19 protein-coding genes are annotated in these 21,620 nt (G+C 72.1%); 13 read left to right on the forward strand and 6 right to left on the reverse strand.

Translation table 11 applies throughout. From position 1 onward, the window contains the following. Nucleotides 1–158 precede the first annotated feature (158 nt). Together J4H91_RS14040 and J4H91_RS14045 are read left to right on the forward strand one after the other, a co-directional pair. Nucleotides 159–1,547 (forward strand): ABC transporter substrate-binding protein, encoded by a 1,389-nt coding sequence (locus J4H91_RS14040; RefSeq protein ID WP_208046880.1) that lies wholly within the window; start codon nt 159–161, stop codon nt 1,545–1,547. 11 nt (nt 1,548–1,558) lie between these two features. Beyond that, the gene (locus J4H91_RS14045) at nt 1,559–3,364 is read left to right on the forward strand and encodes an ABC transporter permease subunit (RefSeq protein ID WP_208046881.1); all 1,806 of its coding nucleotides are present in this window, start codon (nt 1,559–1,561) and stop codon (nt 3,362–3,364) included. On the opposite strand, the gene J4H91_RS14050 is transcribed toward J4H91_RS14045, so the two are convergent. Both J4H91_RS14050 and J4H91_RS14055 read right to left on the reverse strand, forming a co-directional pair. Continuing rightward, nucleotides 3,348–4,040, reverse strand: coding sequence for an ABC transporter ATP-binding protein (locus tag J4H91_RS14050; RefSeq protein WP_208046882.1), 693 nt, complete (start codon nt 4,038–4,040; stop codon nt 3,348–3,350). The two genes, J4H91_RS14045 and J4H91_RS14050, sit on opposite strands and share 17 nt — an antisense overlap. Next, on the reverse strand, nt 4,037–5,143 hold the full coding sequence (locus J4H91_RS14055; RefSeq protein ID WP_208046883.1) for an FtsX-like permease family protein: 1,107 nt from the start codon (nt 5,141–5,143) through the stop codon (nt 4,037–4,039). The genes J4H91_RS14050 and J4H91_RS14055 overlap by 4 nt, the downstream gene beginning before the upstream one ends. 172 nt (nt 5,144–5,315) lie before the next feature. Here J4H91_RS14055 and J4H91_RS14060 point away from each other — a divergent pair, with 172 nt between their 5' ends. Both J4H91_RS14060 and J4H91_RS14065 read left to right on the forward strand, forming a co-directional pair. Continuing rightward, nucleotides 5,316–6,647, forward strand: a complete 1,332-nt coding sequence (locus J4H91_RS14060; RefSeq protein ID WP_208046884.1) for a sensor histidine kinase — start codon at nt 5,316–5,318, stop codon at nt 6,645–6,647. Then, nucleotides 6,644–7,264, forward strand: a complete 621-nt coding sequence (locus tag J4H91_RS14065) for a response regulator (RefSeq protein ID WP_208046885.1) — start codon at nt 6,644–6,646, stop codon at nt 7,262–7,264. The genes J4H91_RS14060 and J4H91_RS14065 overlap by 4 nt, the downstream gene beginning before the upstream one ends. Before the next feature lie 64 nt (nt 7,265–7,328). On the opposite strand, the gene J4H91_RS14070 is transcribed toward J4H91_RS14065, so the two are convergent. Beyond that, entirely contained in the window at nt 7,329–8,636 is a 1,308-nt protein-coding gene (locus J4H91_RS14070) for a C45 family autoproteolytic acyltransferase/hydrolase (protein ID WP_208046886.1), read from the reverse strand. A 110-nt stretch (nt 8,637–8,746) separates the two neighbouring features. On the opposite strand from J4H91_RS14070, the gene J4H91_RS14075 reads away from it, so the two are divergent. Both J4H91_RS14075 and J4H91_RS14080 read left to right on the forward strand, forming a co-directional pair. Continuing rightward, nucleotides 8,747–9,094 carry a hypothetical protein gene (locus J4H91_RS14075; protein WP_208046887.1) on the forward strand — a complete coding sequence of 116 codons (348 nt, stop codon included), beginning with the start codon at nt 8,747–8,749 and terminating at the stop codon, nt 9,092–9,094. A gap of 25 nt (nt 9,095–9,119) precedes the next feature. After that, nucleotides 9,120–9,914, forward strand: a complete 795-nt coding sequence (locus J4H91_RS14080; RefSeq protein WP_208046888.1) for a nitroreductase family protein — start codon at nt 9,120–9,122, stop codon at nt 9,912–9,914. A gap of 4 nt (nt 9,915–9,918) precedes the next feature. Here the strand turns inward: J4H91_RS14080 and J4H91_RS14085 are convergent, their stop codons facing one another. Further along, the gene (locus tag J4H91_RS14085) at nt 9,919–10,608 is read right to left on the reverse strand and encodes a methyltransferase domain-containing protein (RefSeq protein ID WP_208046889.1); all 690 of its coding nucleotides are present in this window, start codon (nt 10,606–10,608) and stop codon (nt 9,919–9,921) included. After that, nucleotides 10,605–12,104 carry a type III polyketide synthase gene (locus tag J4H91_RS14090; RefSeq protein WP_341783561.1) on the reverse strand — a complete coding sequence of 500 codons (1,500 nt, stop codon included), beginning with the start codon at nt 12,102–12,104 and terminating at the stop codon, nt 10,605–10,607. Before J4H91_RS14090 ends, J4H91_RS14085 begins: the two co-directional genes overlap by 4 nt. Here J4H91_RS14090 and J4H91_RS14095 point away from each other — a divergent pair. Then, nucleotides 12,004–13,560, forward strand: coding sequence for an FAD-dependent oxidoreductase (locus tag J4H91_RS14095; protein WP_208046891.1), 1,557 nt, complete (start codon nt 12,004–12,006; stop codon nt 13,558–13,560). The two genes, J4H91_RS14090 and J4H91_RS14095, sit on opposite strands and share 101 nt — an antisense overlap. Before the next feature lie 58 nt (nt 13,561–13,618). Here the strand turns inward: J4H91_RS14095 and J4H91_RS14100 are convergent, their stop codons facing one another. Continuing rightward, entirely contained in the window at nt 13,619–14,986 is a 1,368-nt protein-coding gene (locus J4H91_RS14100; RefSeq protein WP_208046892.1) for a threonine/serine exporter family protein, read from the reverse strand. Between the two features lie 71 nt (nt 14,987–15,057). Between J4H91_RS14100 and J4H91_RS14105 the strand changes: the two genes are divergently transcribed. From J4H91_RS14105 to J4H91_RS14130, 6 genes are all read left to right on the forward strand, one after another. Next, complete coding sequence (locus J4H91_RS14105; RefSeq protein ID WP_208046893.1) at nt 15,058–15,936, forward strand: Fpg/Nei family DNA glycosylase; 879 nt, start codon at nt 15,058–15,060, stop codon at nt 15,934–15,936. Nucleotides 15,937–16,047: 111 nt separating this feature from the next. Beyond that, nucleotides 16,048–17,424 (forward strand): NAD-dependent succinate-semialdehyde dehydrogenase, encoded by a 1,377-nt coding sequence (locus tag J4H91_RS14110; protein ID WP_208046894.1) that lies wholly within the window; start codon nt 16,048–16,050, stop codon nt 17,422–17,424. A 257-nt stretch (nt 17,425–17,681) separates the two neighbouring features. Further along, the gene (locus J4H91_RS14115; RefSeq protein ID WP_208046895.1) at nt 17,682–18,590 is read left to right on the forward strand and encodes an ABC transporter substrate-binding protein; all 909 of its coding nucleotides are present in this window, start codon (nt 17,682–17,684) and stop codon (nt 18,588–18,590) included. Nucleotides 18,591–18,626: 36 nt separating this feature from the next. After that, nucleotides 18,627–19,655 (forward strand): amino acid ABC transporter permease, encoded by a 1,029-nt coding sequence (locus tag J4H91_RS14120; protein ID WP_243753011.1) that lies wholly within the window; start codon nt 18,627–18,629, stop codon nt 19,653–19,655. Continuing rightward, nucleotides 19,652–20,431, forward strand: a complete 780-nt coding sequence (locus J4H91_RS14125) for an amino acid ABC transporter ATP-binding protein (RefSeq protein WP_279544227.1) — start codon at nt 19,652–19,654, stop codon at nt 20,429–20,431. Before J4H91_RS14120 ends, J4H91_RS14125 begins: the two co-directional genes overlap by 4 nt. Before the next feature lie 241 nt (nt 20,432–20,672). Further along, the gene (locus J4H91_RS14130) at nt 20,673–21,518 is read left to right on the forward strand and encodes a hypothetical protein (protein WP_208046896.1); all 846 of its coding nucleotides are present in this window, start codon (nt 20,673–20,675) and stop codon (nt 21,516–21,518) included. Nucleotides 21,519–21,620: the final 102 nt, after the last annotated feature.

Raw genomic sequence — 21,620 nt, forward strand, 5'->3', positions numbered from 1 at the left:
GCTGCTCGGCGATCTGTTGCTGATCGATGATCTCTCCCGTCACAGGATCGATCATCTCGATAGCCTGACTCATTGCCCTTCCTTTCGGTCAGGCCAGTCCCAGATCCACCGTTTTCCTGACACTCCCCGGCACCGACGACCGCATCTCGGTCGCGCACATGCAGCCTCCGCGCTCCGGGCTCAGCCCGCTCAGCGACGACGCCTTCAAGCTCTCGCGCTGGTCGGCCTCCGAAACCCTCGTCGTGCTCGACGACGCGGGGGAGGCGCAGCCCGCCCTCGCGACGGGATGGGAGCGCGAGGGATCCCTCGCGTGGAGATTCGAGATCCGCGACGGCGTCACCTTCCACAACGGCGAGCCGCTCACGGCGGAGTCGGTCGTGAACTCGCTGCAGCACGCCATCGACGCGGTGCCCGTGCCGCGCATCCTCGACGGCGTCGACCTCACGGTCGAGACCGAGGGGCGTGCCGTGCGCATCACCACGGGAGAGCCCGACCCGCTGCTGCCCCAGCGCCTCTCGAGCCCGCAGCTCGCGATCTTCGACACGGCCGCCTACACCGAGAACGGCGTCGACCCCGTCGGCACCGGAACCGGTCCCTTCGAGATCGTGGCCGTCGACGGCGTCTCGGGAGCCACGCTCGACCGCTACGACGGCTACTGGGGCGAGCCCGCCGATGCCTCGGGCATCGACGTGACCTTCGTGCCCGACGGCACCGCGCGCACTGCCGCGCTGCGCACCGGAGAGGCCGACGTGGTCGAGGCCATCCCCGCCGGCCAGGCCGCCTCGGTCGACGAGCGCCTGCTCACCGAGGTGCCCATGCCGCGCACCAACACGCTCTACCTCAACACCGAGAGCGGCCCCTTCGCCGACCCCGCGGTGCGCGCGGCGGCGCGCGAGGCCGTCGACCGCGCGGCGATCGTCGAATCGGTCTACGAGGGACGCGCCGACGAGGCCACCGGCCTGCTCGGTCCCGCCCTGCCCTACGCGGCCGAGCTGCGCGACGACGCCGACTGCCGGAAGCTGCTCGACGCGCGGGCCGAGCCCGCGCAGGTCGACGGCGTGAAGATCACGCTCGGCACCTTCACCGACCGCGCCGAGCTGCCCGAGGTCGCCGTGATGCTCGAGCAGCAGCTCGAGGACGTCGGCTTCGACGTGCAGCAGGACGTGCGGGAGTACCAGTACATCGAGGCCGACGCGCTCGACGGCGCATTCGACGCGTTCATCCTCTCCCGCGCCACCGTGCTCGACTCGGGCGACCCGGTCGCCTACCTCGCCTCCGACTTCACCTGCGACGGCGGCTTCTCGATCTCGCAGCTGTGCGCGGCCGATGTGGACGAGGCGATCCGAGTCGCCTCCGAGACCGAGGCGGGGAAGGATCGCCAGCACGCCATCATGCTCGCCGAGGCCTCGGTGCTCGGCACCGACGCGGCGATCCCGCTGCTGCACGAGCGGGTGATCCAGGGCGAGTCGAGCCGCGTGCACAATGCGGCCCGCGACCCGCGGGAGCGTGCGCTCATCACCGCGGGCACCCACCTCGACGCAGAGTAGCCGTCGGGATCGTGCGGCACAGCGCTGTCCTCGGAACCGTCTCCCGCGTGCTCAGCGGGGTCGTGCTGCTGCTCGTCGCCGGGGCGCTGCCCTGGCTGTCGCGCATCGACCCCGCCGCCGCCGTGCTGCGGGCCCGCTACGCCGAGCTCGAGCCGACGCCCGAGGCGCTCGCGGCGGTCCGCGCGCAGCTCGGCCTCGACGGCGGTCCGGTCGCCACCAGCCTGCGCTGGTGGTCCGGGGTGATGCGCGGCGATCTCGGCCGTTCCTGGGTGAGCGGAGGCGAGATCGGGCCGGGCGTGTGGAGCGCGCTCGGCGTCTCGGCGACCCTCACGCTGTTCTCGATCGCGGTGGCGCTCGCCGTCGCGGTGGCGCTCGTGGTGCCCGCGTCGCTGCGGGTGCTGAGGGATCGGCCCCAACGCGGCTCGGGACCGGTCGGCGTGGCGCTGACGGCGCTGCCCGAGTTCCTGCTCGCGAGCGTGCTGCTCGTCGTGGTGGCCGTCCAGCTGCGGTGGCTGCCTCCCTACGGGTGGACGGGCATCGACACGGCGATCCTGCCGTCGCTCGCGCTCGGCATCCCGGCCGGCGGACTGCTCGGGCGTCTGCTCTCCGACGCGGTGTCGGGCGTCGCCGAGGAGCGCTGGGTGGGCGTGTGGCGCCTGGCCGGAGCGCCCAGGCGCGTGATCCTCGCCGGCGTGTTCCGCCGCGCCGCGGCCGCGGTCGTCGACCAGCTGGGGCTCGTGCTCATCGGTCTGCTCGGCGGGGCGGTCGCTGTGGAGCAGGTGTTCGCGATCCCCGGCCTCGGCCGCTACCTGCTCGGCGCGGCCAACGCGCAGGACATCCCGGCGCTGCAGGCGGGCGTGCTGCTCATGGCGCTCGCCGCCGTGCTCGTCGGCGTGCTCACCGCCGTCGCGCGGCGCCTGCTGCGCGGCGGGCCGCTGCCGGCCGGCTCGCTGCCGCCCCCGCCCGAGGCCCGCGGCGACGGGCGGGCGGCGCGGTGGACGGCGGGGGCGACGCTCGGCCTGCTGCTCGCGATCCTCGCGTTCGGGCTGCCCCGCGATCCCTATGCGATCGCCCACGCGCGCCTCGCCCCGCCGAGCCTCGCGCTGCCGTTCGGCGCGGACGCGAGCGGGCGCGATCTGCTCGCGCGCGTCGCCCACGGCACGATCGGCACGCTCACGCCCGCGTTCCTCATCGTGCTCTGCGCCATCGTCATCGGCCTGCTGCTCGCGGTGCTCGGCGAGGTCTCCCGCGGCCCCGCGGAGATCGCCAACGCGACGCCGCCGATCCTCGCCGGCGTGATCATCGCGGCGCTCATGGGCCCGTCGGTCGGGGGCGCCGCCCTCGCCGTGCTGTGGGTGACCTGGCCGCCGCTCACCTCGCACGCGGCGTCGCTCATCGACGAGGTGCGGGCGATGCCGCACATCAGGTGGCTGCCGCTCACCGGCGCCTCGGGCTCAGAGATCTGGGTGCGGCACGTGCTGCCGGCCGCGGTTCCGCCCCTGCTGCGGCACGGCATGCTGCGGCTGCCGGGAGTCGCGCTCGCCCTCGCGGCGCTGGGCTTCCTCGGCCTCGGCGCGCAGCCGCCCCTGCCCGAGTGGGGGCTGCTGCTGTCCGAGGGCATCGACTACGTGGAGCGCGCCCCGTGGACCACGGTCGCTCCGGCGCTGGCGCTGATCCTCACCTCGGTGTTCGCGGTCGCCCTCGCGGGGCTGCGGCGGAGCGGTCGGCGCGAGCCGGATCCCTCGAGTCGCCGACGGTTTCGACTCGTCGCGAGCTCCTCGCTCGACCGGCGGGGGAAAGTCAGCTCCGCTCCGTGATGCGGCCGTCGACCACGGTGACGAGCTCGTCGAGCGCGTCGCGATGCACGAGGTCGTGGGTGACCAGGAGCGTCGCCGTATCGCGCTCGCGCGTGAGCCGCGAGATGAGGGCCATGATCTCGGCGCCGCGCTGCTGGTCGAGTGCGCTCGTCGGCTCGTCGACCAGCAGCACGTCCGGCTCGTGCACGAGGCCGCGCGCGATCGCGACGCGCTGGCGCTGCCCGCCCGAGAGCTGGTGCGGGCGCTTGCCTGCGTGGGCGGAGAGGCCGACGGCGTCGAGCAGCTCGTCGGCCCGGTCGCGCGTGCGCGCCCGGCGCCGTGCGCTTCCGCCGCCGAGCTCGGACATGGCGAGCAGCTGCTCGCGGGCGGTGAGCGCGGGCACGAGGTTCGACTGCTGGAAGACGATGCCGATGCGCTCGCGCCTGAGCCGCGTCGCGTCGGCCCGTGAGAGCCGGGCCGCGTCGACGGCATCGCTCCCGTCGCCGATCAGCACCCCGCCCGAGTCGGGCCTGATGAGCGTGGCCGCGACGGCCAGCAGGCTCGACTTGCCCGAGCCCGACGGGCCCGTGATGCCGGTGACCGCTCCCGCGCGCCCGCGCAGTGTCACGTCGTCGACCGCGGTGATGCGGCGGTCGCCGTCGGGGAAGGTGAGGGTGACGTTCTGCAGGCGGATCATCGGTGGCTCCCGAGTGCGGTGAGGGGGTCGGCTGAGGTGACGGAGCGCAGCGCGAACGCCGCTCCGGCGAGGCCCAGCACGGCCATGACGGCCGCGGGGGCGAGGGTGGTGAGGGGGCTGAGTGCGAAGGGCAGCGCTGTCGCGGCGAGGGATCCGAGGCCGACCACCGCGAGCACTCCGACGCCGATGCCCGCGGCGAGCACCACGAGGGCCTGGCCGAGCGCGTCGCGCACGAGCGAGCCCGTCGTGGCGCCCAGCGCCTTCAGCACGGCGATGTCGCCCGCTCGCTGCATCGTCCACACGGTGAAGAAGGCGCCGACGACGAGCGCGGAGATGCCGAAGAGCATCGCGATCATGAGGCCGAGCGAGCCGATCTCCGACCTGAAGGTCTCGAGGGCGGTGAGGCTGCGGAGCGGGGTCTCTGCCGTCGTACCGCTCGCGGCGGAGACGGCCTCCCAGTCGGCCTCGCCCGTGACGGCGAGCACGGTCGCATCGCCCGAGCCGCCCACGCGTTCGCTCGCCCCGGCCCAGGCCTGCGGAGTCATAGCGATCACGGGCGTGTGGCTGTACCAGAGGTCGGCCCCGACCGCGGTGACGGTGTACTCGGTCCCGGTGATGGTCACCGTGTCGCCGACCCCCGCGCCGAGGACCTTCGCCGCTCCGGCGGAGAGGCCGACCTCTGCGTCGTCGGAGGGCGCGAGGGCGAGCAGGGGGTTCGCAGGGGCGGATCCCTCGCCGCTCGCGTCCTTCGCGCCGCTCAGGCCGAAGAGGGCGACTCCCGAGGGATCTCCGACATCGCCGGACGATGCCCGCGACTGGGCGATGCCCACCGGAACGACCGACCGCACGCCGTCGGCGCTGCGCCAGGCGCTCACGGACTCCTCGGAGATCGTCGAGGTCGCGAAGCTCGGCTCCCCGGCGTCCGGCTGCTGCAGTATGAGCCGGTCTCCCGGAAGCTGCAGCACCGCCGAGATGTTCTGCGACGCGAGGCCGCCCGTGAGCCCCGAGAGGAAGCCGACGAGCAGGGTGATGAGCGCGACGACGGCCGCGATGAGCAGGAAGCGCCCGCGGGCGAACCGCAGCTCTCTCCAAGCGACGAACACAGTGCACCTCTCCGCCCGCGCCGTCTGCCCGGGCTCCGATTCCAGCCTCGTCGCCGAGCGGTGCCGCGGCATCGCCCGTTCCGCCGCATTCCGGGTGGGCGGTTCGGAGGGTGCGCGATCGAACTTTCGGTTGATGCGGTGCCCCGGGAAGCGCGCGTAGTGTGGGGATCCCATGCCGCACTCCAGCCTCGACCCCGTATTCGCCGGGCTGCGCCTCGGCCTGCACGCGCTGCTCGTCGGCCTCGCGCTGTTCGCCGTGGCGCGGGCGTTCGCCGTCGCATCTCCCGCGGCTCCGTGGGTCGCGGTGATCGCGGGCGGCTTCATCGCCGTCTACTTCGCGGGGGCGTGGGCCGCAGGCAGGGGCTCATCCGGCCGGTCGCGCCGATCCCTCGCCATCGCCTGGGTCGCCGCCCTCACCCTGCTCTGGGGGCTGCTCGTGTGGCTCAGCCCCGAGGGCGCCTACCTCGTGTTCCCCCTCTTCTTCCTCTACCTGCACCTGCTCCCCGGAGCGGGTGCGGCAGTCGCGGTCATCGCCGCGACGGGCTTCGCGATCCTCGCGCTCGGGCTGCACCTGGGGTTCAGCGTGGGCGGCGTGCTCGGTCCTGTGGTCGGTGCCGGGGTCGCCCTGCTGATCGGGCTGGCCTACCGCGCGCTCGCCCGCGAGGCCGAGGAGCGCGAGCGGCTGCTGGCCGAGCTGCTGCGCACCCGGGAACGGCTCGCCGAGACCGAGCGCGAGCAGGGGGCGCTCGCCGAGCGTGCGAGACTCGCGCGCGACATCCACGACACCGTCGCCCAGGGGCTCTCGAGCATCCAGATGCTGCTGCGCGCGGCGGAGCGCGACGTGTCGGAGCCGGGCGCGGCCCACCTCCGCCTCGCACGCGAGACCGCTGCCGAGAGCCTCGCCGAGACCCGGCAGATCATCCGCGAGCTCACCCCTGAACGGCTCGACGAGGGACTGCCCGCCGCGCTGCGTCGACTGGGCGAGGAGCAGGACGGGCGAACCGGGCCGACGGGGGGTCCGCGCGTCGAGGTCGCGGCCGAGGACGTCGCTCTGCCCATGGCGGCGCAGACGGCGCTGCTGCGCATCGCGCAGGGCGCGCTCGCGAACGCCGTGCAGCACGCGGGGGCCTCGCGGGTCTCGATCGAGCTGCGCCGCACGGAGGCCGGCCAGTCAGCGCCGGGCGGCGCGGTTCTCGTCATCAGCGACGACGGGTGCGGCTTCGAACCCGACTCGGTCGCGCGTCGGACGGTGCGCTCGGATTCGTTCGGCATCCGCGCGATGCGCGAGCGGGCCGAGCAGCTCGGCGGCACCCTGGAGATCGACGCCGCGCCCGGGCGGGGCGCGAGCGTGACGGCGCAGCTGCCCCTCGATGCGGCGGCCCCGGATCCCTCGTCCGAGGATCCCTCGCCCGTCCCCGCACCGGCCGCAGCCGCGCCGGCCATCGCTCGACCGCCCGCTGCCGATCCCGCAGCCGCCCGTCGCCCGCGGGGGAGGCGCCCGTGATCCGCATCGTGCTCGCCGACGACCACCCCGTCGTGCGCGCGGGCCTGCGCGCGATGCTCGGGAGCGAGCAGGGGCTCGAGATCGTCGGCGAGGCCGCGACGCCCGACGAGGCGTGCGCGCTCGCCGCGGAGCTCGCGCCCGACGTCGTGCTCATGGATCTCCAGTTCGGAGCCGCGCAGACCGGCGCCGATGCGACGCGGAGCATCCGTGCGCTCGCCGACGCGCCCGCGGTGCTCGTGCTCACGAACTACGACACCGACGGGGACATCCTGGGTGCGGTGGAAGCGGGGGCGAGCGGATACCTGCTCAAGGACGCCCCTCCCGACGAACTCGTTGCGGCGATCCGCGCGGCCGCCGCAGGCGAGAGCGCGCTCGCGCCCGCCATCGCGGGGCGGCTGCTCGAACGGCTGCGCTCGCCGCGCCTCAGCCTCAGCGCGCGGGAGACCGAGGTGCTGCGCCTCGTTGCCGAGGGATCGACGAACACCGAGATCGCCCGCCGTCTGCACATCAGCGACGCCACGGTGAAGTCGCACCTCGTGCACGTCTACGCGAAGCTCGGGGTCTCCTCGCGCACGGCCGCCGTGGCCGCGGCGCGTGAGGCGGGCGTGCTGCGGTAGTCGTTGGGCGCCAGCAGTGCCGACCGTTCGGTGCCGGCAGCTCAGTGCCGGGGGTGCCGGCGGCTCAGCGCCAGCGGTGCCATGCGGCCTGGCGGCTCACATCGGCGATCTCGGCCACCCGGGCCCAGGAGTTGTGCTCGGCGAGCAGGCGGGCGCTCGCGCCGAGCGCCTCGCCGACCTCGCCCGAGAGCGTGAGCAGGGCGGAGAAGGCGGCCGGGTCGGGCGAGAGCGAGAGCTCGCGCACCGCCTGCCGTGCGGCCGCCTGCAGTTCGGCGACCGACGTTCCTCCCGCCGGAGGGCTCCCCGCGCCGTCCGGTGCGCTTCCCGGCGCCTCCGCGCCGGCAGCTCCCGGCGCGTGCGCACCGGCCGTGCTCTGCGCGGGTGTCGGGCGGGGCTCGGGGGCGTCGTCGTCGAGCGTCACGATGATCGTCTCCTCGGTGGACGTGAGGGTGCGGGTCCAGCTGCGGCTGTGCCAGAGGTACTCGACCTCGCCTCGGCGGGGCCGGTAGACCGCAGTGTACAGCGTGCCGAAGGCGTTGTCGTAGTCGTGGCTGAAGGCCTCGGGGCCCAGCATTGCGGCGGCCGCGCCATCGGCGCCGTCGCGCTCGACCGCGTCGGTCAGCAGTTCCTGCCGCTCGACGCTGCGGAAGCGTCGCGCGTGCTCGGGGTACTCGGGGTGCCGCCCGCGGTGGTTGGTCGCGACGGGGTCGCGGGTCACCTCCGGGCGCATGCCCGGTCCGACGTAGGCGGTCGCGGTCTCTCCGCCGACGTCGACCATGCTGAGGTTGTAGAACATGGACACCGGGATCGTCTCGAGTCGCCGCAGCGCCTCGGCGACGTCGCCCGCGACCTCGAGCAGGTAGCGCACGACGAGGGGCGCGGCGAAGCCGTCGCCGTCGCCCGGCCGGCCGCCGAAGGCGAGGGAGATCGCGAGCCCGTCCTCGTTCATGCCGTCGAGCAGGCCCCAGAGGCAGTCGGAGGTGCCGATCACCCGGCGCGAGCCGTACCGCGTCGAGCTGTGCACCTGTTCGAACAGCTCGAGCCCGTAGTCGTAGTTGCGCAGCAGCACGGGCTCGGGGGCGCTCACCGCCACCTGGGAGCACCCGGGCAGGAAGCGCGGAGGGTTCCAGAGCGTGAGCATGCGCGCCGCCGTCTCGTCTCCGCCCGTGAGGCTCACGAGGCGTTCCCACGTCGGCACGAGTTCGGGCATGTGCAGGCGCAGCATGCGCTCCGCTGTCGCGAGGTCGGGGCGCGCGCCGTCTCCGTCGCGAAGGTACCAGGCGCGGTAGCCGGGCCACACGGCGTCGAACAGCGCCCTCCAGCGCTCGCCCGGCCGGTCCTCGACGATCCCGTAGAAGGTGAAAGCAGTCATGGTGTCAACAATATGTTGACAGATGTCGCGGTGTCAAATAAATGTTGACACACTGCGCTGGGAGCCCGATCGGGCCTACGCTGAGGGCATGCGCGCGGAAGGAGGCTGCGATGAGGGATCCCTCGCCGTTCCTCGAGGCCGTGCCCTGGCCCCTGCTCGCGCTCCTGAGCTACCTCGCGAGCGTCACGCTGGGCCTCATCAGCCTGCGCCGCCGCCCGGGCCGCGCCTGGCACCGCCGCCTCTTCATCACCACCTGCGCCGTGACGGCGCTCGCCGCGCTGCTCGCCCTGCCCGTCCGCTGGGGGAGCGGGCTGCTGCTCGTGCTCGCCCTGGTGCCCCTCGCCGTGCTGCCCTACGCGGGGTCGGCGATGCGGCGCCCGGGAAGGCACGCCGCGATCGGCCTCGCCGCCGCCCCCTGCTATCTCGCCGCGCTCGCCCTGTGGATCGCGCGACCATGACCGCCACCCGAGATCGGAGTCAGCGATGGAATTCCTCGATGTCCTCTTCAACCGGCGCACGACCAACGGCCCGCTGCTGCCCGACCCGGTGAGCGAGGAGCACCAGCAGCTGCTCATCAAGGCGGCCGCCTCCGCGCCCTCGCAGTTCAACAGCCAGCCGTGGCGCTTCGTGATCATCGAGGACCGGTCTACCATCGAGACGATCGCGAGCATCAGCGGCGAGTCGATGACGGCGGTGATCTCCGAGGGATCCTTCTTCGAGCGCTACAAGCGGCACTTCCGGTTCAGCGCCGAGGAGATGGCCGAGCACCGCTCGGGCATGTACTTCGACAAGCTGCCCGCGGCGCTGCGACCGTTCACCCGCGCGGTCTTCACGTCGGCCGGTATCCGCACGATGCGGATGCTGCGGGTGCCGCAGACCCTCGGCGAGGAGAACCGGAAGCTCGTGGCGGGCTCGCCGCTGATCCTCGGCGTGATGCTCGACCGCCGCGAGCGCACGGCGCACCCGCTCGCCGACTTCTACTGCCAGTTCAGCATGGGCGCGGCGATGGAGAACGTCTGGCTCACGACCGTCGAGCTCGGCATGGGCATCCAGTTCATCTCCTTCCCCATGGAGATGCCCGAGCAGTGGGAGCGACTGATCCGGCTGCTCGAGGTGCCCGAGGATCTCGAGCTCATGGCGCTCTACCGCCTCGGCTACGTGCCCGAGCAGGCGCAGCGGCCGGTGATCGACTGGTCGAGCCGCGAGCGCAGGCCCCCGTCGCAGTTCGTGTTCCGGGAGACGTGCGGCACTCCTCAGGAGGGCTGGGACGAGGGGTGAGGGATCACGCGCCCCGCACGGCGAGCAGCCGGAACGCGGCGGGCCGCTCGACGCGCCACCGTGCGGGGAGCCGGCCCGCGAGCTCCTCGGGGGTGTAGCTGCGGCGGATGCTGCGCAGGCCGTCGACCCGCAGCAGCGAGCCGGGCGCGAGCGGGGTGATGCCGACCGCGAAGGCGAGGTAGGCGGCGCGGCTCCGGGCGATGTCGGAGTGGAGGCACAGGCGCGTCGCGAGGGTCTCGGAATCGGCGATGACCGTCGCGAACGCGTCGTCGTCGAGGTGGTGCAGCAGGTGGTTCGAGATGACCGCGTCGAAGCGCTCGCCCGCCGCGACGAGCTCGGTGCTCGTCGCCCGCATGAAGGCGACGCCGGGCGCCGGGGCCGCCCGCTCGGCGACCGCGAGCGCACGGCTGTCGGGGTCGATGCCGAGCCCCTCGATCGCCAGCCCGTCGCGAGCGGCGAGCCGGGCGAGGCGCCGCAGCACGTCGCCGCCCCCGCACCCGATGTCGAGCACGCGGGCGGGGCGGGGGAGGTCTGCGAGCAGCGGCCGAAGCCGGGTGCGGTAGACCGCTCCCCAGCCCGACACCAGCCGGTTCACGGCACCGAAGCGCTCGAGCGTGCGGCGCAGCCGCTCGGGATCGCAGTCCGGGTCGTCCATGAGCTCGGCGAGCCACTCGTCGCGCGCCGACAGCTTCACGCCCGGTCCTCGGCGACGGGAGCGGTTTCGGAGTCGGGCGAGGGATCCGCCGATCCCTCGCCCGCGCACCGCAGCAGCACCGTCTCCACCGTGAGCCCTGGGCCGAAGCAGAGCCCGGCGACCTGTTCGCCTGCCGCGAGGGATCCCTCGCGCAGCATGCGCTCCAGGATGAAGAGGATGGTGGCGCTCGACATGTTCCCGTAGTCGCGCAGCACCCCGCGCGACTGGGCCATGGCGGCGTCGGGCAGTGCAAGGGCCTGCTGCACCCGGTCGAGCACGCTGCGACCTCCCGGGTGCACGGCCCACGCCGCGATGCCGGCGGGGTCGGCGCCGTCGAGCATCCCGTCCACGACGCCCGCGATCTCGCGGCCCACGATGCGCGGCACCTCCGCGGTGAGCCGCATCTCGAAGCCGCGGTCGCCGATCGTCCAGTCCATGTCGGCCTCGCCGTCGGCGGTGAGCGCGGTGGTGAAGCCGTCGACCTCGAGTGATCGGAATCGGTGCGCGCCCGTGCCGCCCGCGCGCGGGTCGGGAGCATCGCCCGAGGCGACGATGGCCGCAGCTGCTCCGTCGCCGAACACGGCCGATGCGACGATCTGCTCGGGGTCGCGCGAGGAGCGGATGTGCAGCGAGCAGAGCTCCGTGCACACGACGAGGGCGACGGATCCGGGTTGTGCGACGCAGAGCCCCGCCGCGGTGCGCAGCGCGGGGAAGGCGGCGGCGCACCCCATGAAGCCGACGTGCAGGCGCTCGGCCGTACCGGGGATGCCGAGCTGCTTCACCAGCAGCACGTCCGGGCCGGGGGCGAAGCAGCCCGTGCACGAGGCGGTGATGACGTGCGTGATGTCGCCGGGGGAGAACCCGGAGCGGGCGAGCGCGGCGCGCGCCGCGGACGCCGAGAGCGCGGGCGCCTCGCTGCGGTAGCGGTCGTTGCGCTCGCCGGTGGAGGGAGAGCGCAGCAGGCCGGCCTCGTCGGTGAAGAGGCCGCCGCCCGGACCCAGCGCGCCTATGGCCGAGTAGCGCGTCTCGATCGCGGAGCCGTCGAACGCGGCCGCGATGAGGCGTGCCGTCAGCCGGTCGACGCCGGGCTGCGAGGCGAAGAAGTCGCGCACCTCGGACTGCCGCAGCCGGGCCGCCGGCACCGCCGTGCCGATCGAGCGGATGCTCGCCATATGGTCCTCCCGTCCGGGGCGGCGCGTCCTGCGTCCTCGGCCGCGTCGTGCGCCCTCGCTCCTGCCACCAGCATCCTCCCCGCGGGACGCTCCCGCCACTCCCTTGCGGTCGTGGGGCGCGATCCCTATGGCAGCCCTATGGCCCTCCGCCCGCGGCTGCACCCGCGCGCCCCGACTGTCAAGGCCGTTGCCGGGCCCGGAGCACCCGCCTAGCGTCGCAGACATGACCTCGCTCTGGCAGCAGACAGGACCGACGATCGCGACCGACGTGTTCGACGCGGGGGCCCGCGACACGGTGGTCGTCGGCGCCGGGCTCACCGGCATGGTGACCGCGGTGCTGCTGGCGCGCGCCGGGCAGCGGGTGACCGTGCTCGAGGCGCGGCGGGTGGGCGCGGTCGCGACGGGCAACACGACGGCCAAGCTGAGCCTCTTGCAGGGCACCGTCCTCTCGGGCATCCGCGAGCACGCGGGCGACGACGCGTTGCGAGCATACGCCGAGGCGAACCGCGAGGGACAGGCCTGGCTGCTGCGGCAGCTCGATGCGTGGGGCGCCGGGAGCGCGGCCGAGCGGCGCGCCGCCTACACCTACGCGACCGATCCCTCGCAGCTGCCTGCGCTCGAGCGCGAGCGCGAGGCCTCCGAGATCGCGGGCATCGCCCTGGCCGAGACCGCGGAGACCGGGCTGCCCTACGAGACCGCCGGCGCCCTCAGGCTCGCGGACCAGGCGCAGCTGCAGCCCGTGACGGTGCTCGCAGAGCTCGTCCGCGAGCTGCGGGGCCGAGGCGGTGCGGTGGTCGAGGAGTGCCGCGTGCGCGACGTCGTGCGGAGGGGCGGCGGGGTCGAGGTGAGCTCGGACCTCGGAACGGTCGCGGCGGACGCCTGCGTGCTCGCGACGGGTACCCCGATCCTCGATCGGGGTCTCTTCTTCGCGAAGCTCGAGCCCTCGCGCTCGTTCGTCGGGGCCTACCGGCTGAGCGGGCGCGCGGCGCCGCGGGGCATGTACGTGTCGGTGGGCGAGCCGCACCGCTCCCTGCGAACGGCGCAGGACGTGACGGGCGGGGAACTGCTCGTCGTCGGCGGAGCGTCGCATGTGACCGGCCGCGGAGGCGACACCCGGCGCGAGGTCTCCGCGCTCGACGCGTGGACGGACGAGCGGTTCGGCGGAGCGCAGCGGATGGCATGGTGGGCCGCACAGGACTACCGCACCCACTGGCGGCTGCCCTACGCCGGCCGTCTGCCGCGCGGCGGCGGGCGCATCTACACCGCCACCGGCTACAACAAGTGGGGCATGACCAACGGCGTCGCCGCCGGGCTCGCCATCGCCGCCGAGATGCTCGGCGGGCACCTCGAGTGGGCCGAGGCGCTGAGGGGTCACGCGCTGCGCCTCCCCGCGGTGGCCGACGCGATCGGCGCGAGCGCCGGCGTCGCCGCCCACCTGGTCTCGGGGTGGGTCGGGGCCGAGTTCTCCGGAGAGGAACGGGAGCCCGGAGATGAGGGATCCCTCGACCGCGAGGGATCCGACGCGGTCGACGGTGCTCCGGCCGGGCCGCACGAGCCGGCCGAGGGCGAGGGCGTCGTCGTGCGCGACGGGCTCGCGCCCCGGGGCGTCGCCCGGGTCGACGGCCGTGTCTGCCGGGTGTCGGCCGTCTGCCCCCACATGGGCGGCATCCTGCGGTGGAACGGCGCCGAGCGCAGCTGGGACTGCCCCCTGCACGGCTCGCGCTTCTCGGCCGAGGGGAAGCGGCTCGAAGGCCCCGCGGTCGAGGATCTCGCACCCTGACGCGGGCGGGGGCCCGCCCGGCTCGGCGGAATGGGGTGGCTCAGCGGAGTCGAGCCGCTCAGCGGGCCCTGCCCGTGAGCCGGAAGAGGCTCGCGAGATAGACGCCCAGCGCGGCTCCCGTGCCGATGCCGAGGCAGATGGCGGCGGCCTCGCCGAAGTAGGAGAGGCCCGATCCCTCGCCCATCTCCTGCAGAATCCCGAAGAACACCGGGATGCCCGGCAGCAGCGCCCCCGTCACACCCATCAGCGCGAGCACCGGCTGCGGATATCCCGTGTGCGTCGAGATCGCCGAGCTCAGCACGCCCAGCAGCACCGCGGCGATCGAACTCGCCCACAGCGCGGGCAGGCCGACGGCGTGCAGCAGCACCTGGCTGCCGGCCGCCGTCAGGAGCCCGAGCGCGGCGGCCGGCAGCACCAACGGCAGCCGACCGCCATTCGCGAACGCGTTGGCCACCGCGCCGAGCGCCGAGAATACGAGCACCAGGTACCAGGGGAAGCTCGGCAGGGAGTCGAGCCGGGGGTGCTCCATGCCGAGCAGCTCGCCCAGTGTGAAGGTGACCGCGCCCCCGATGAAGATGCCGAGCGCGGCCATCCCGACGCTCGCCACCCGGGTGAGCGCCGACAGGAAGTCGGCTTCGATCGCGTCGGCGACCGCCCCGATCATCTGCGGGAGCGGCAGCAGGAGCAACCAGTTCACCGCGATCGCCGCCGCGGCGCCCACGGGATCGACGAAGCCGAGCTGCACGAGCAGCGTCGCGAACGCGCCCGCCGCAGAGCTCTGCACCGCGACTGCAAACAGCCTCGGGGGTCGGGCCCGGGCGATCCCCGCCCCGACCATCGACGACACCAGCTGCACGACCGCAGCCGACACCCACGCCCGCCACGTCACCCCCACCTGCATGCTGATGCAGAAGGCGAGCATCGTCATGCCCAGCGCGACCGCCCACCACGGCGTCGCCGTGTCGCGCAGCCGGCGCACCTCGGCGCTCGCCGCTTCCAGCAGCGCGCGCTGCGCCGTGCGCGAGGGGCGGGGCTCCCTCGCAGCCGACCGCCCGGCGTCGCCCGAGGCGACCTCGCCCGTCACCTCGGCGGCGAGATCGCTCAGCGCCTTCGCACGCGTGCAGTCGATCAGGTCGAGCGCCCGAGCCGCCCCCGAGAGCGAGACGCTGCCGCCGTCGGGCAGGGCCGCCTCGAGCAGCACGAGCCGACCCGTCGAGTTGAACTCCATGCGCGAGAGGCCGAGGGACCGCCCGCACGCCCGCAGCTCCCGCTCCGTCTGGCCGCCCGTCTGCCCCGACTCGAGGAAGCCGTAGCCGAGCTCGGCGAGGAAGTCGAGACGGGCGCGGGCGTCGGCCGCCGTCAGCCCGTCGGACACGGCGTGGGCTTCGGCGTCTGATGCGGGGTCGGGGCGCGCTGCGGGCTCCATGCGTCGATCCTACGAGTGCCGGGGGCACGCTCGCCCGTGCCACTCACGGGGCGGCTTGTCATAATGAGGGCATGCCCGAACTCCCGGAGGTGGCGGCGCTCGTGAGCGATCTCCGGCGACGCCTCAGCGGTCGCGTCGTCGGAGGCCTCGACGTGTTCGCCTTCGCGGCGCTCAAGACCGTCGGGATCGCGCCCGCCGAGTTCGTCGGGCGAAGCGTCGAGGGGGTCGAGCGGCACGGCAAGTTCCTCGACCTCCGCATCGGCGGCGACCACCTCGTCGTGCACCTCGCGCGGGCCGGCTGGATCACCTGGCGCGATGCGCCCCCGAAGACCGCCGCGAGGCTCGGGCGCGGGCCGCTCGCCGCGCGGCTCACCCTCGTGGACGGCGAGGGATCGGGGTTCGGCGGCTGCGTCGACCTCACCGAGGCGGGCACGAAGAAGAGCCTCGCACTGTACCTGGTGGCGGATCCCTCCGAGGTGCCGGGCATCGCGCGCCTCGGCCCCGACCCGCTCGACGAGACCTTCACCTTCGAGGTCTTCGCGGACATCCTGGCCGGCGCCGGGCGGGCGCAGATCAAGGGAGTGCTGCGCAGGCAGTCGCTCATCGCCGGCATCGGCAACGCCTACTCCGACGAGATCCTGCACGCCGCGCGCATGTCGCCGTTCAAGCCGGCCGACATGCCGCGAGACGACGCCCTGCGCCTCTACGATGCGCTCGAGACGACGCTGCGTGAGGCCGTCGAACGTGCCGAGGGAACGCCGGCAACCGATCTCAAGCGCGAGAAGAAGACGGCGATGCGCGTGCACGGTCGCGCGGGGGAGCCGTGTCCGGTGTGCGGTGACACCGTGCGGCAGGTGATCTTCAGCGATTCGACGCTGGAGTACTGCCCCACCTGCCAGACCGGGGGCAGACCGCTCGCCGATCGCGTGCTGTCGCGCCTGCTCAAGTAGTGCTCGGGGGCGAGGGATCCCTCGCGCTCCCTCTCGCGCGCGAGGCGCTCAGATGCGACGATAGAGAGCGGCGCACACGCGCCCCGACCATCAAGACAGGAAACGATAAACATGGCGAAGTATCGAGTTCAGAACCCAGCGACGGGCGAGATTGTCGAGACCTTCGATTCAGCGACCGATGAGCAGGTCGAGCAGCAGCTCGCGGCGGCCGACGCCGCGTACCGCGAGTGGCGCGAGCGCAGCGTGCAGGAGCGCGCGGCCGTCGTGAAGCGCGTCGCCGAGATCTTCGCGGAGCGCCGCGAGGAGCTCGCCGAGATCATCGCGACCGAGATGGGCAAGTCGATCGCCGAGAGCCTCGACGAGGTCGACTTCGCGACCGACATCATCGAGTACTACGCGGTCTACGGCCCTGGCCTCATCACGGACTACGAGATCCCGAGCACGATCCCCGGCAAGGCGATCATCGAGCACCTGCCGGTCGGCGCGCTGCTCGGCGTGATGCCGTGGAACTTCCCCTACTATCAGGTCGCCCGCTTCGCGGCGCCGAACCTGGTGCTCGGCAACACGATCCTGCTGAAGCACGCCGACATCTGCGCGAAGTCGAATCTCGTGATCCAGGAGATCATGGAGCAGGCCGGCGTGCCGCAGGGCGGCTACCAGGCGCTCTTCACCTCCCACGAGCAGATCGCCACCATGATCGCCGATCCCCGCGTGCAGGGCGTCTCGCTCACCGGTTCGGAGCGCGCGGGTGCGATCATCGGCGCGCAGGCCGGCACCCACCTCAAGAAGGCCGTGCTCGAGCTCGGCGGCATCGACCCGATGGTCGTGCTCGACGCCGACGACGTGGCGGAGGTCGCGAAGACGGCGTGGGATTTCCGCGTCTACAACGCGGGTCAGGTCTGCAACTCGAACAAGCGCCTCATCGTGATGGACGACATCTACGACGAGTTCGTTGCCGAGCTGGTGAAGCTCGCCGAGGGTCTGAAGCCGGGCGACCAGCTGAACCTGGGCGAGAACGAGTACGTGCCGCTCTCCACCCGTGCGGCGGCCGAGACCGTGCACGCGCAGGTGCAGAAGGCCGTCTCCGAGGGCGCGCGCCTGCTCGCGGGCGGCGAGCTCTCGGAGGGTCCCGGGGCGTACTACTCGCCCGCGGTGCTCGTCGACGTGCCGCGCGACTCGGAATCGTACGGCGAGGAGATCTTCGGCCCCGTCGCGACGGTCTACCGGGTGTCGAGCGATGAAGAGGCGCTGGAGCTCGCCAACGACTGCGCCCTCGGTCTCGGCGGCTCGGTGTTCTCGACCGACGAGGCTCGCGCCGCGCGTGTGGCCTCGAAGCTCGAGGTCGGCATGGCCCACGTCAACACGATCGCGGCAGAGGCGGCCGAGCTGCCCTTCGGCGGCGTGAAGCGCTCCGGCTTCGGCCGTGAGATGGGTCCCGTCGGCATCGGCGAGTTCGCGAACAAGCGCCTCTACTTCGTCGCGAAGTAGGGATCCGAGGAGGGCGAGGGATCGGGGCCGTCCGATCCCTCGCCCTCACCGTCTTAATCGGAACGTTATGGAGGGGATCCCTCGCCTCTCGCCGCGGGAACACGCGGTTGCGGACCCCGCCTCCATAGAGTGTATGGACCGGGCGAGATAGCTGTTAATGAATAGAGGGGACCCGCACAGTACACTCGGAGCGAGTATCGCGGCAGGGCGAAGGCTCTGCCAACCGAAGGACAGGCCCTGCCTGACAGGAGAGATCAATGAAGATTCGTTACGCGCTTCCCGCGCTCGCCGCAGCCGCACTGCTGACCCTCACGGGCTGCGTCACGAACACAGAGGGCCCGCAGCGCGAGGCCGCGGACACCTCCGGTATCGAGGTCGACGAGGCAGCGGCCGCGCTGCTGCCCGACGACATCAAGGAGTCGGGCGAGCTGGTCGTCGGTACCGACGCCTCCTACCCGCCCAACGAGTACAAGGACTCGAACGGCGAGATCGTGGGCTGGGGCGTCGACCTCGCCGAGGCCGTCGGCGCCAAGCTCGGCCTGAAGCTCAAGTGGGAGGAAGCGGGCTTCGACACCATCATCCCCAGCATCCAGGGCGGCAAGATGGACATGGGCTCGTCGTCGTTCACGGATAACGCCGAGCGCCAGAAGACCGTCGACTTCGTCAACTTCTACGAGGCGGGCGTGCTGTGGGCCGCTCCCGTCGGCTCCGACATCGACCCGAACAACGCGTGCGGTCTGAAGGTCGCCGTGCAGGCGGGCACCTTCGAGCACACCGACGAGCTGCCCGCAAAGTCGACCGCGTGCACCGACGCGGGCAAGCCGGCCATCGAGATCATGCCCTTCGAGGGCCAGGCCGAGGCGACCAACGCCGTGGTGCTCGGCCAGGCCGAGGCGTTCAGCGCCGACTCGCCCGTCACGCTCTCCGCGATCGCGGCGCAGAGCGACAAGATCGAGGCCGCGGGCGAGAGCTTCGACGTCGCCCCCTACGGCTACGCGCTCGCCAAGAACGAGGAAGACGGCGGCAAGACCCCGTCTGCGCTCACGAAGGCCGTGCAGGCCGCGCTCCAGTCGCTGATGGACGACGGCACCTACCTCGAGATCCTCAAGGGCGCCGGCGTCGAAGACGGAGCGATCGAGGAAGCGACGATCAACGCCGGCTCCTGAGGCCCGCAGCGATCCTGATCCGAGACGCGAATCCTCATGTCTGAGCAGACGAATGGGACTTCGGGGGCGACCCCGAAGTCCCAGCCGTTCACCGAGTCCCAGCCGATCGAGGCCATCAAGCTGAAGCACCCCGGGCGCATCGTGCTCGCGGTGATCCTGGCGCTCCTCGCCGTGGTGTTCATCATCGACACGGCGAACCGCCAGGCCTTCGACTGGCCCGAGGTCGGGAAGTACCTCTTCGACACCCGCATCGTCGCGGCCGCCGGCTATACCTTGCAGCTGACGGTCTACTCGATGGTCATCGCGATCATCCTCGGCGTCATCCTCGCCGTGATGCGGCTCTCGCCGAACCCGATCGTGAAGTCGGTCGCGTGGTTCTACCTCTGGGTCTTCCGCGGCACCCCGGTTTACGTGCAGCTGACCTTCTGGGGCCTGTTCGCGGTGATCTACCCGACGCTCGGCATCGGCATCCCCTTCATGGAGCCGTTCTTCGAGTTCGAGACCAAGACCATCATGACCGCGTTCACCCTCGCGATCATCGGCCTGGCGCTCAACGAGGCCGCCTACATGGCCGAGATCGTGCGCGCCGGCCTGCTTTCGGTCGACAAGGGGCAGGACGAGGCAGCCGTGGCGCTCGGCCTCGGCTGGTGGCACACCATGACCCGCGTCGTGCTGCCCCAGGCGATGCGTGTCATCATCCCGCCGACCGGCAACGAGGTCATCTCGATGCTGAAGACCACCTCGCTCGTGAACGCCGTGCCGTTCACGCTCGAGCTCTTCACGAAGCAGAAGGACATTGCGGCCGTCACCTACAAGCCCGTGCCGATGCTCATCGTCGCGTCGATCTGGTATCTCGTGGTGACCTCGATCCTCATGGTCGGCCAGTACTACCTCGAGAAGCACTTCGCGAAGGGCGTCGGGCAGCGCCCCGATGTGATGAAGCCCAGCGTCGAGACGGGTGTGGTCGGCGTCGTGGGATCGCAGGAGGCCGGCAGCACCGGCATCGTCGAGACCGACGACGGTATACGACCGCTGGGTAGTGAAGGCGAGAAGAGGGAGCCATGAACCAGCACGCGACGAATGTGCCCATGGTGCGGGCCGAGGGGGTCTCGAAGTCGTACGGCTCGAACCTCGTGCTGAAGTCGATCTCGCTCGAGGTGCAGCGGGGCGAGGTGCTCTGCCTCGTCGGCCCCTCCGGGTCGGGCAAGTCGACCTTCCTGCGCTGCATCAACCACCTCGAGACGGTGAATGCGGGGCGGCTGTTCGTGGACGGCGAGATCGTCGGCTACCGGCAGCAGGGCGACAAGCTCTACGAGATGCACCCGCGGGAGGCGGCGAAGCAGCGCCGGGATATCGGCATGGTGTTCCAGCGCTTCAACCTGTTCCCTCACATGACCGCGCTCGAGAACGTGATGCTCGCGCCCGGCCTGCTGAAGAAGGGCGGGCGCGCCCAGCTCAAAGCGCGCGCCATGGAACTGCTTGCGAGGGTCGGGCTCGCCGACCGCTACGACTACTACCCGGCCCACCTCTCCGGCGGCCAGCAGCAGCGCGTTGCGATCGCTCGGGCGCTCGCCATGGAGCCCAAGCTGATGCTCTTCGACGAGCCGACCTCCGCGCTCGACCCGGAGTTGGTCGGCGAGGTGCTCGACGTGATGAAGGGGCTCGCCGAGTCGGGCATGACGATGATCGTCGTCACCCACGAGATGGGCTTCGCCCGTGAGGTGGCCGACGAGCTCGTGTTCATGGACGGCGGCGTGGTCGTCGAGTCGGGCGACCCCGTGGAGGTGCTGTCGAATCCGCAGCGCGAGCGCACGAGGGCCTTCCTCTCGAAGGTGCTGTAGGCGCTTCGGCAAGACACAGGGGCGAGGGATCCGATCGGATCCCTCGCCCCTGTGTCGTTGCGGGCGTCGGTTCGGCGAGAGCGTCGTGTTCGGCGCGGGCTGCTCGGGCCGAGTAGCGGAGCGCCTCGAAGACCCTTTCGCACTTCGCTCACAACTTCGGAGAAGGCGAGAGATCGCGGAACTTATCCACATTCTTCGAGAGAGGCCTGATCGCGGTGCGCATCGCTGCGAACATGGCGTCATGGACCACGCGCAGCACCTCGATCCGAGCCTCGCACAGCTCAATGCTGCCCTCATCGTTCGACGCTGTTTGATCGACGGGGAGCTCGACGATCGCGAGCTGCGCGCGAGGACCGAGGCCGGGCTTCTCGTCAGGGTGATCCGCGGCTGCTACCTCGACCGGGGCCTCTGGGACGGGCTCTACGAAGAGCAGCGTCTGCTCGCCCGTACGCTCGCAGTTGCCAGGGCCGGCCGCGCCGGGCGCGGCGATGAGCCGCAACTCGTCTTCTCGCATCTCTCGGCCGCTGTGCTCTGGGGTCTCCCGCTCTACGGCCTCAAGCGGAGCTCGCCCCAGCGGGTCCACCTGCTCACTCCGCCCGAGAGGCCCGGGCGGAGCAGGGGCGCGGTGATCCGCCACTCCGAGCCGTACGGCGGGGACGATGTCACCACAGTCGCGGGACTGCGGGTCACCACCCTCGACCGCACGGTCCGCGATCTCGCTCGGCTCGCGACGCCCGAACTCGCCCTCGGCTGTGCCGACCGTGCCCTGCGCCTCATCCTCGGAGGGCCGCATTACACGGAGATGGAGCCGATCGAGCGGTGGCGCGAGTCTCAGCTCCGCCTCCTGGACGAGCGGCCCGGCGCGCGGGGGATCCGCCGAGCCCACCGGATCATCGAACTCGCCGACCCTCGCGCAGACTCGCTCGCCGAGAGCGTGAGCCGTCTCCAGCTGGTGCGGCTCAGGGTTCCGTTCGACTTCCAGGTCGCGGTCGTGGGGTTGAATGGAAAGGCCTACCGGATGGACTTCGAGTTCGTCGGGCAATCCTGCTTCGGGGAGATGGAAGTAGTGCCCCGTAAAGTGGTGTAGCGCACGGTGGCCAGCACGTCGTAGAACGTGGACGCGGTCACCGTGTGATCCTTCGAGGAATCTCCTACAACCCACTCGAAAGGCATCAACACGATGACCGCT

Source organism: Leucobacter ruminantium (genome assembly GCF_017565705.1).
Classification (GTDB): domain Bacteria; phylum Actinomycetota; class Actinomycetes; order Actinomycetales; family Microbacteriaceae; genus Leucobacter; species Leucobacter ruminantium.

Coding starts and splice junctions, on each gene's coding strand:
- J4H91_RS14040 (WP_208046880.1), top strand. CDS start 159: ATGCAGCCTCCGCGCTCCGGGCTCAGCCCGCTCAGCGACGACGCCTTC.
- J4H91_RS14050 (WP_208046882.1), bottom strand. CDS start 4,040: ATGATCCGCCTGCAGAACGTCACCCTCACCTTCCCCGACGGCGACCGC.
- J4H91_RS14060 (WP_208046884.1), top strand. CDS start 5,316: ATGCCGCACTCCAGCCTCGACCCCGTATTCGCCGGGCTGCGCCTCGGC.
- J4H91_RS14070 (WP_208046886.1), bottom strand. CDS start 8,636: ATGACTGCTTTCACCTTCTACGGGATCGTCGAGGACCGGCCGGGCGAG.
- J4H91_RS14075 (WP_208046887.1), top strand. CDS start 8,747: ATGAGGGATCCCTCGCCGTTCCTCGAGGCCGTGCCCTGGCCCCTGCTC.
- J4H91_RS14080 (WP_208046888.1), top strand. CDS start 9,120: ATGGAATTCCTCGATGTCCTCTTCAACCGGCGCACGACCAACGGCCCG.
- J4H91_RS14095 (WP_208046891.1), top strand. CDS start 12,004: ATGACCTCGCTCTGGCAGCAGACAGGACCGACGATCGCGACCGACGTG.
- J4H91_RS14090 (WP_341783561.1), bottom strand. CDS start 12,104: ATGCCGGTGAGCCCGGCGCCGACGACCACCGTGTCGCGGGCCCCCGCG.
- J4H91_RS14100 (WP_208046892.1), bottom strand. CDS start 14,986: ATGGAGCCCGCAGCGCGCCCCGACCCCGCATCAGACGCCGAAGCCCAC.
- J4H91_RS14105 (WP_208046893.1), top strand. CDS start 15,058: ATGCCCGAACTCCCGGAGGTGGCGGCGCTCGTGAGCGATCTCCGGCGA.
- J4H91_RS14110 (WP_208046894.1), top strand. CDS start 16,048: ATGGCGAAGTATCGAGTTCAGAACCCAGCGACGGGCGAGATTGTCGAG.
- J4H91_RS14115 (WP_208046895.1), top strand. CDS start 17,682: ATGAAGATTCGTTACGCGCTTCCCGCGCTCGCCGCAGCCGCACTGCTG.
- J4H91_RS14120 (WP_243753011.1), top strand. CDS start 18,627: ATGTCTGAGCAGACGAATGGGACTTCGGGGGCGACCCCGAAGTCCCAG.
- J4H91_RS14125 (WP_279544227.1), top strand. CDS start 19,652: ATGAACCAGCACGCGACGAATGTGCCCATGGTGCGGGCCGAGGGGGTC.
- J4H91_RS14130 (WP_208046896.1), top strand. CDS start 20,673: ATGGACCACGCGCAGCACCTCGATCCGAGCCTCGCACAGCTCAATGCT.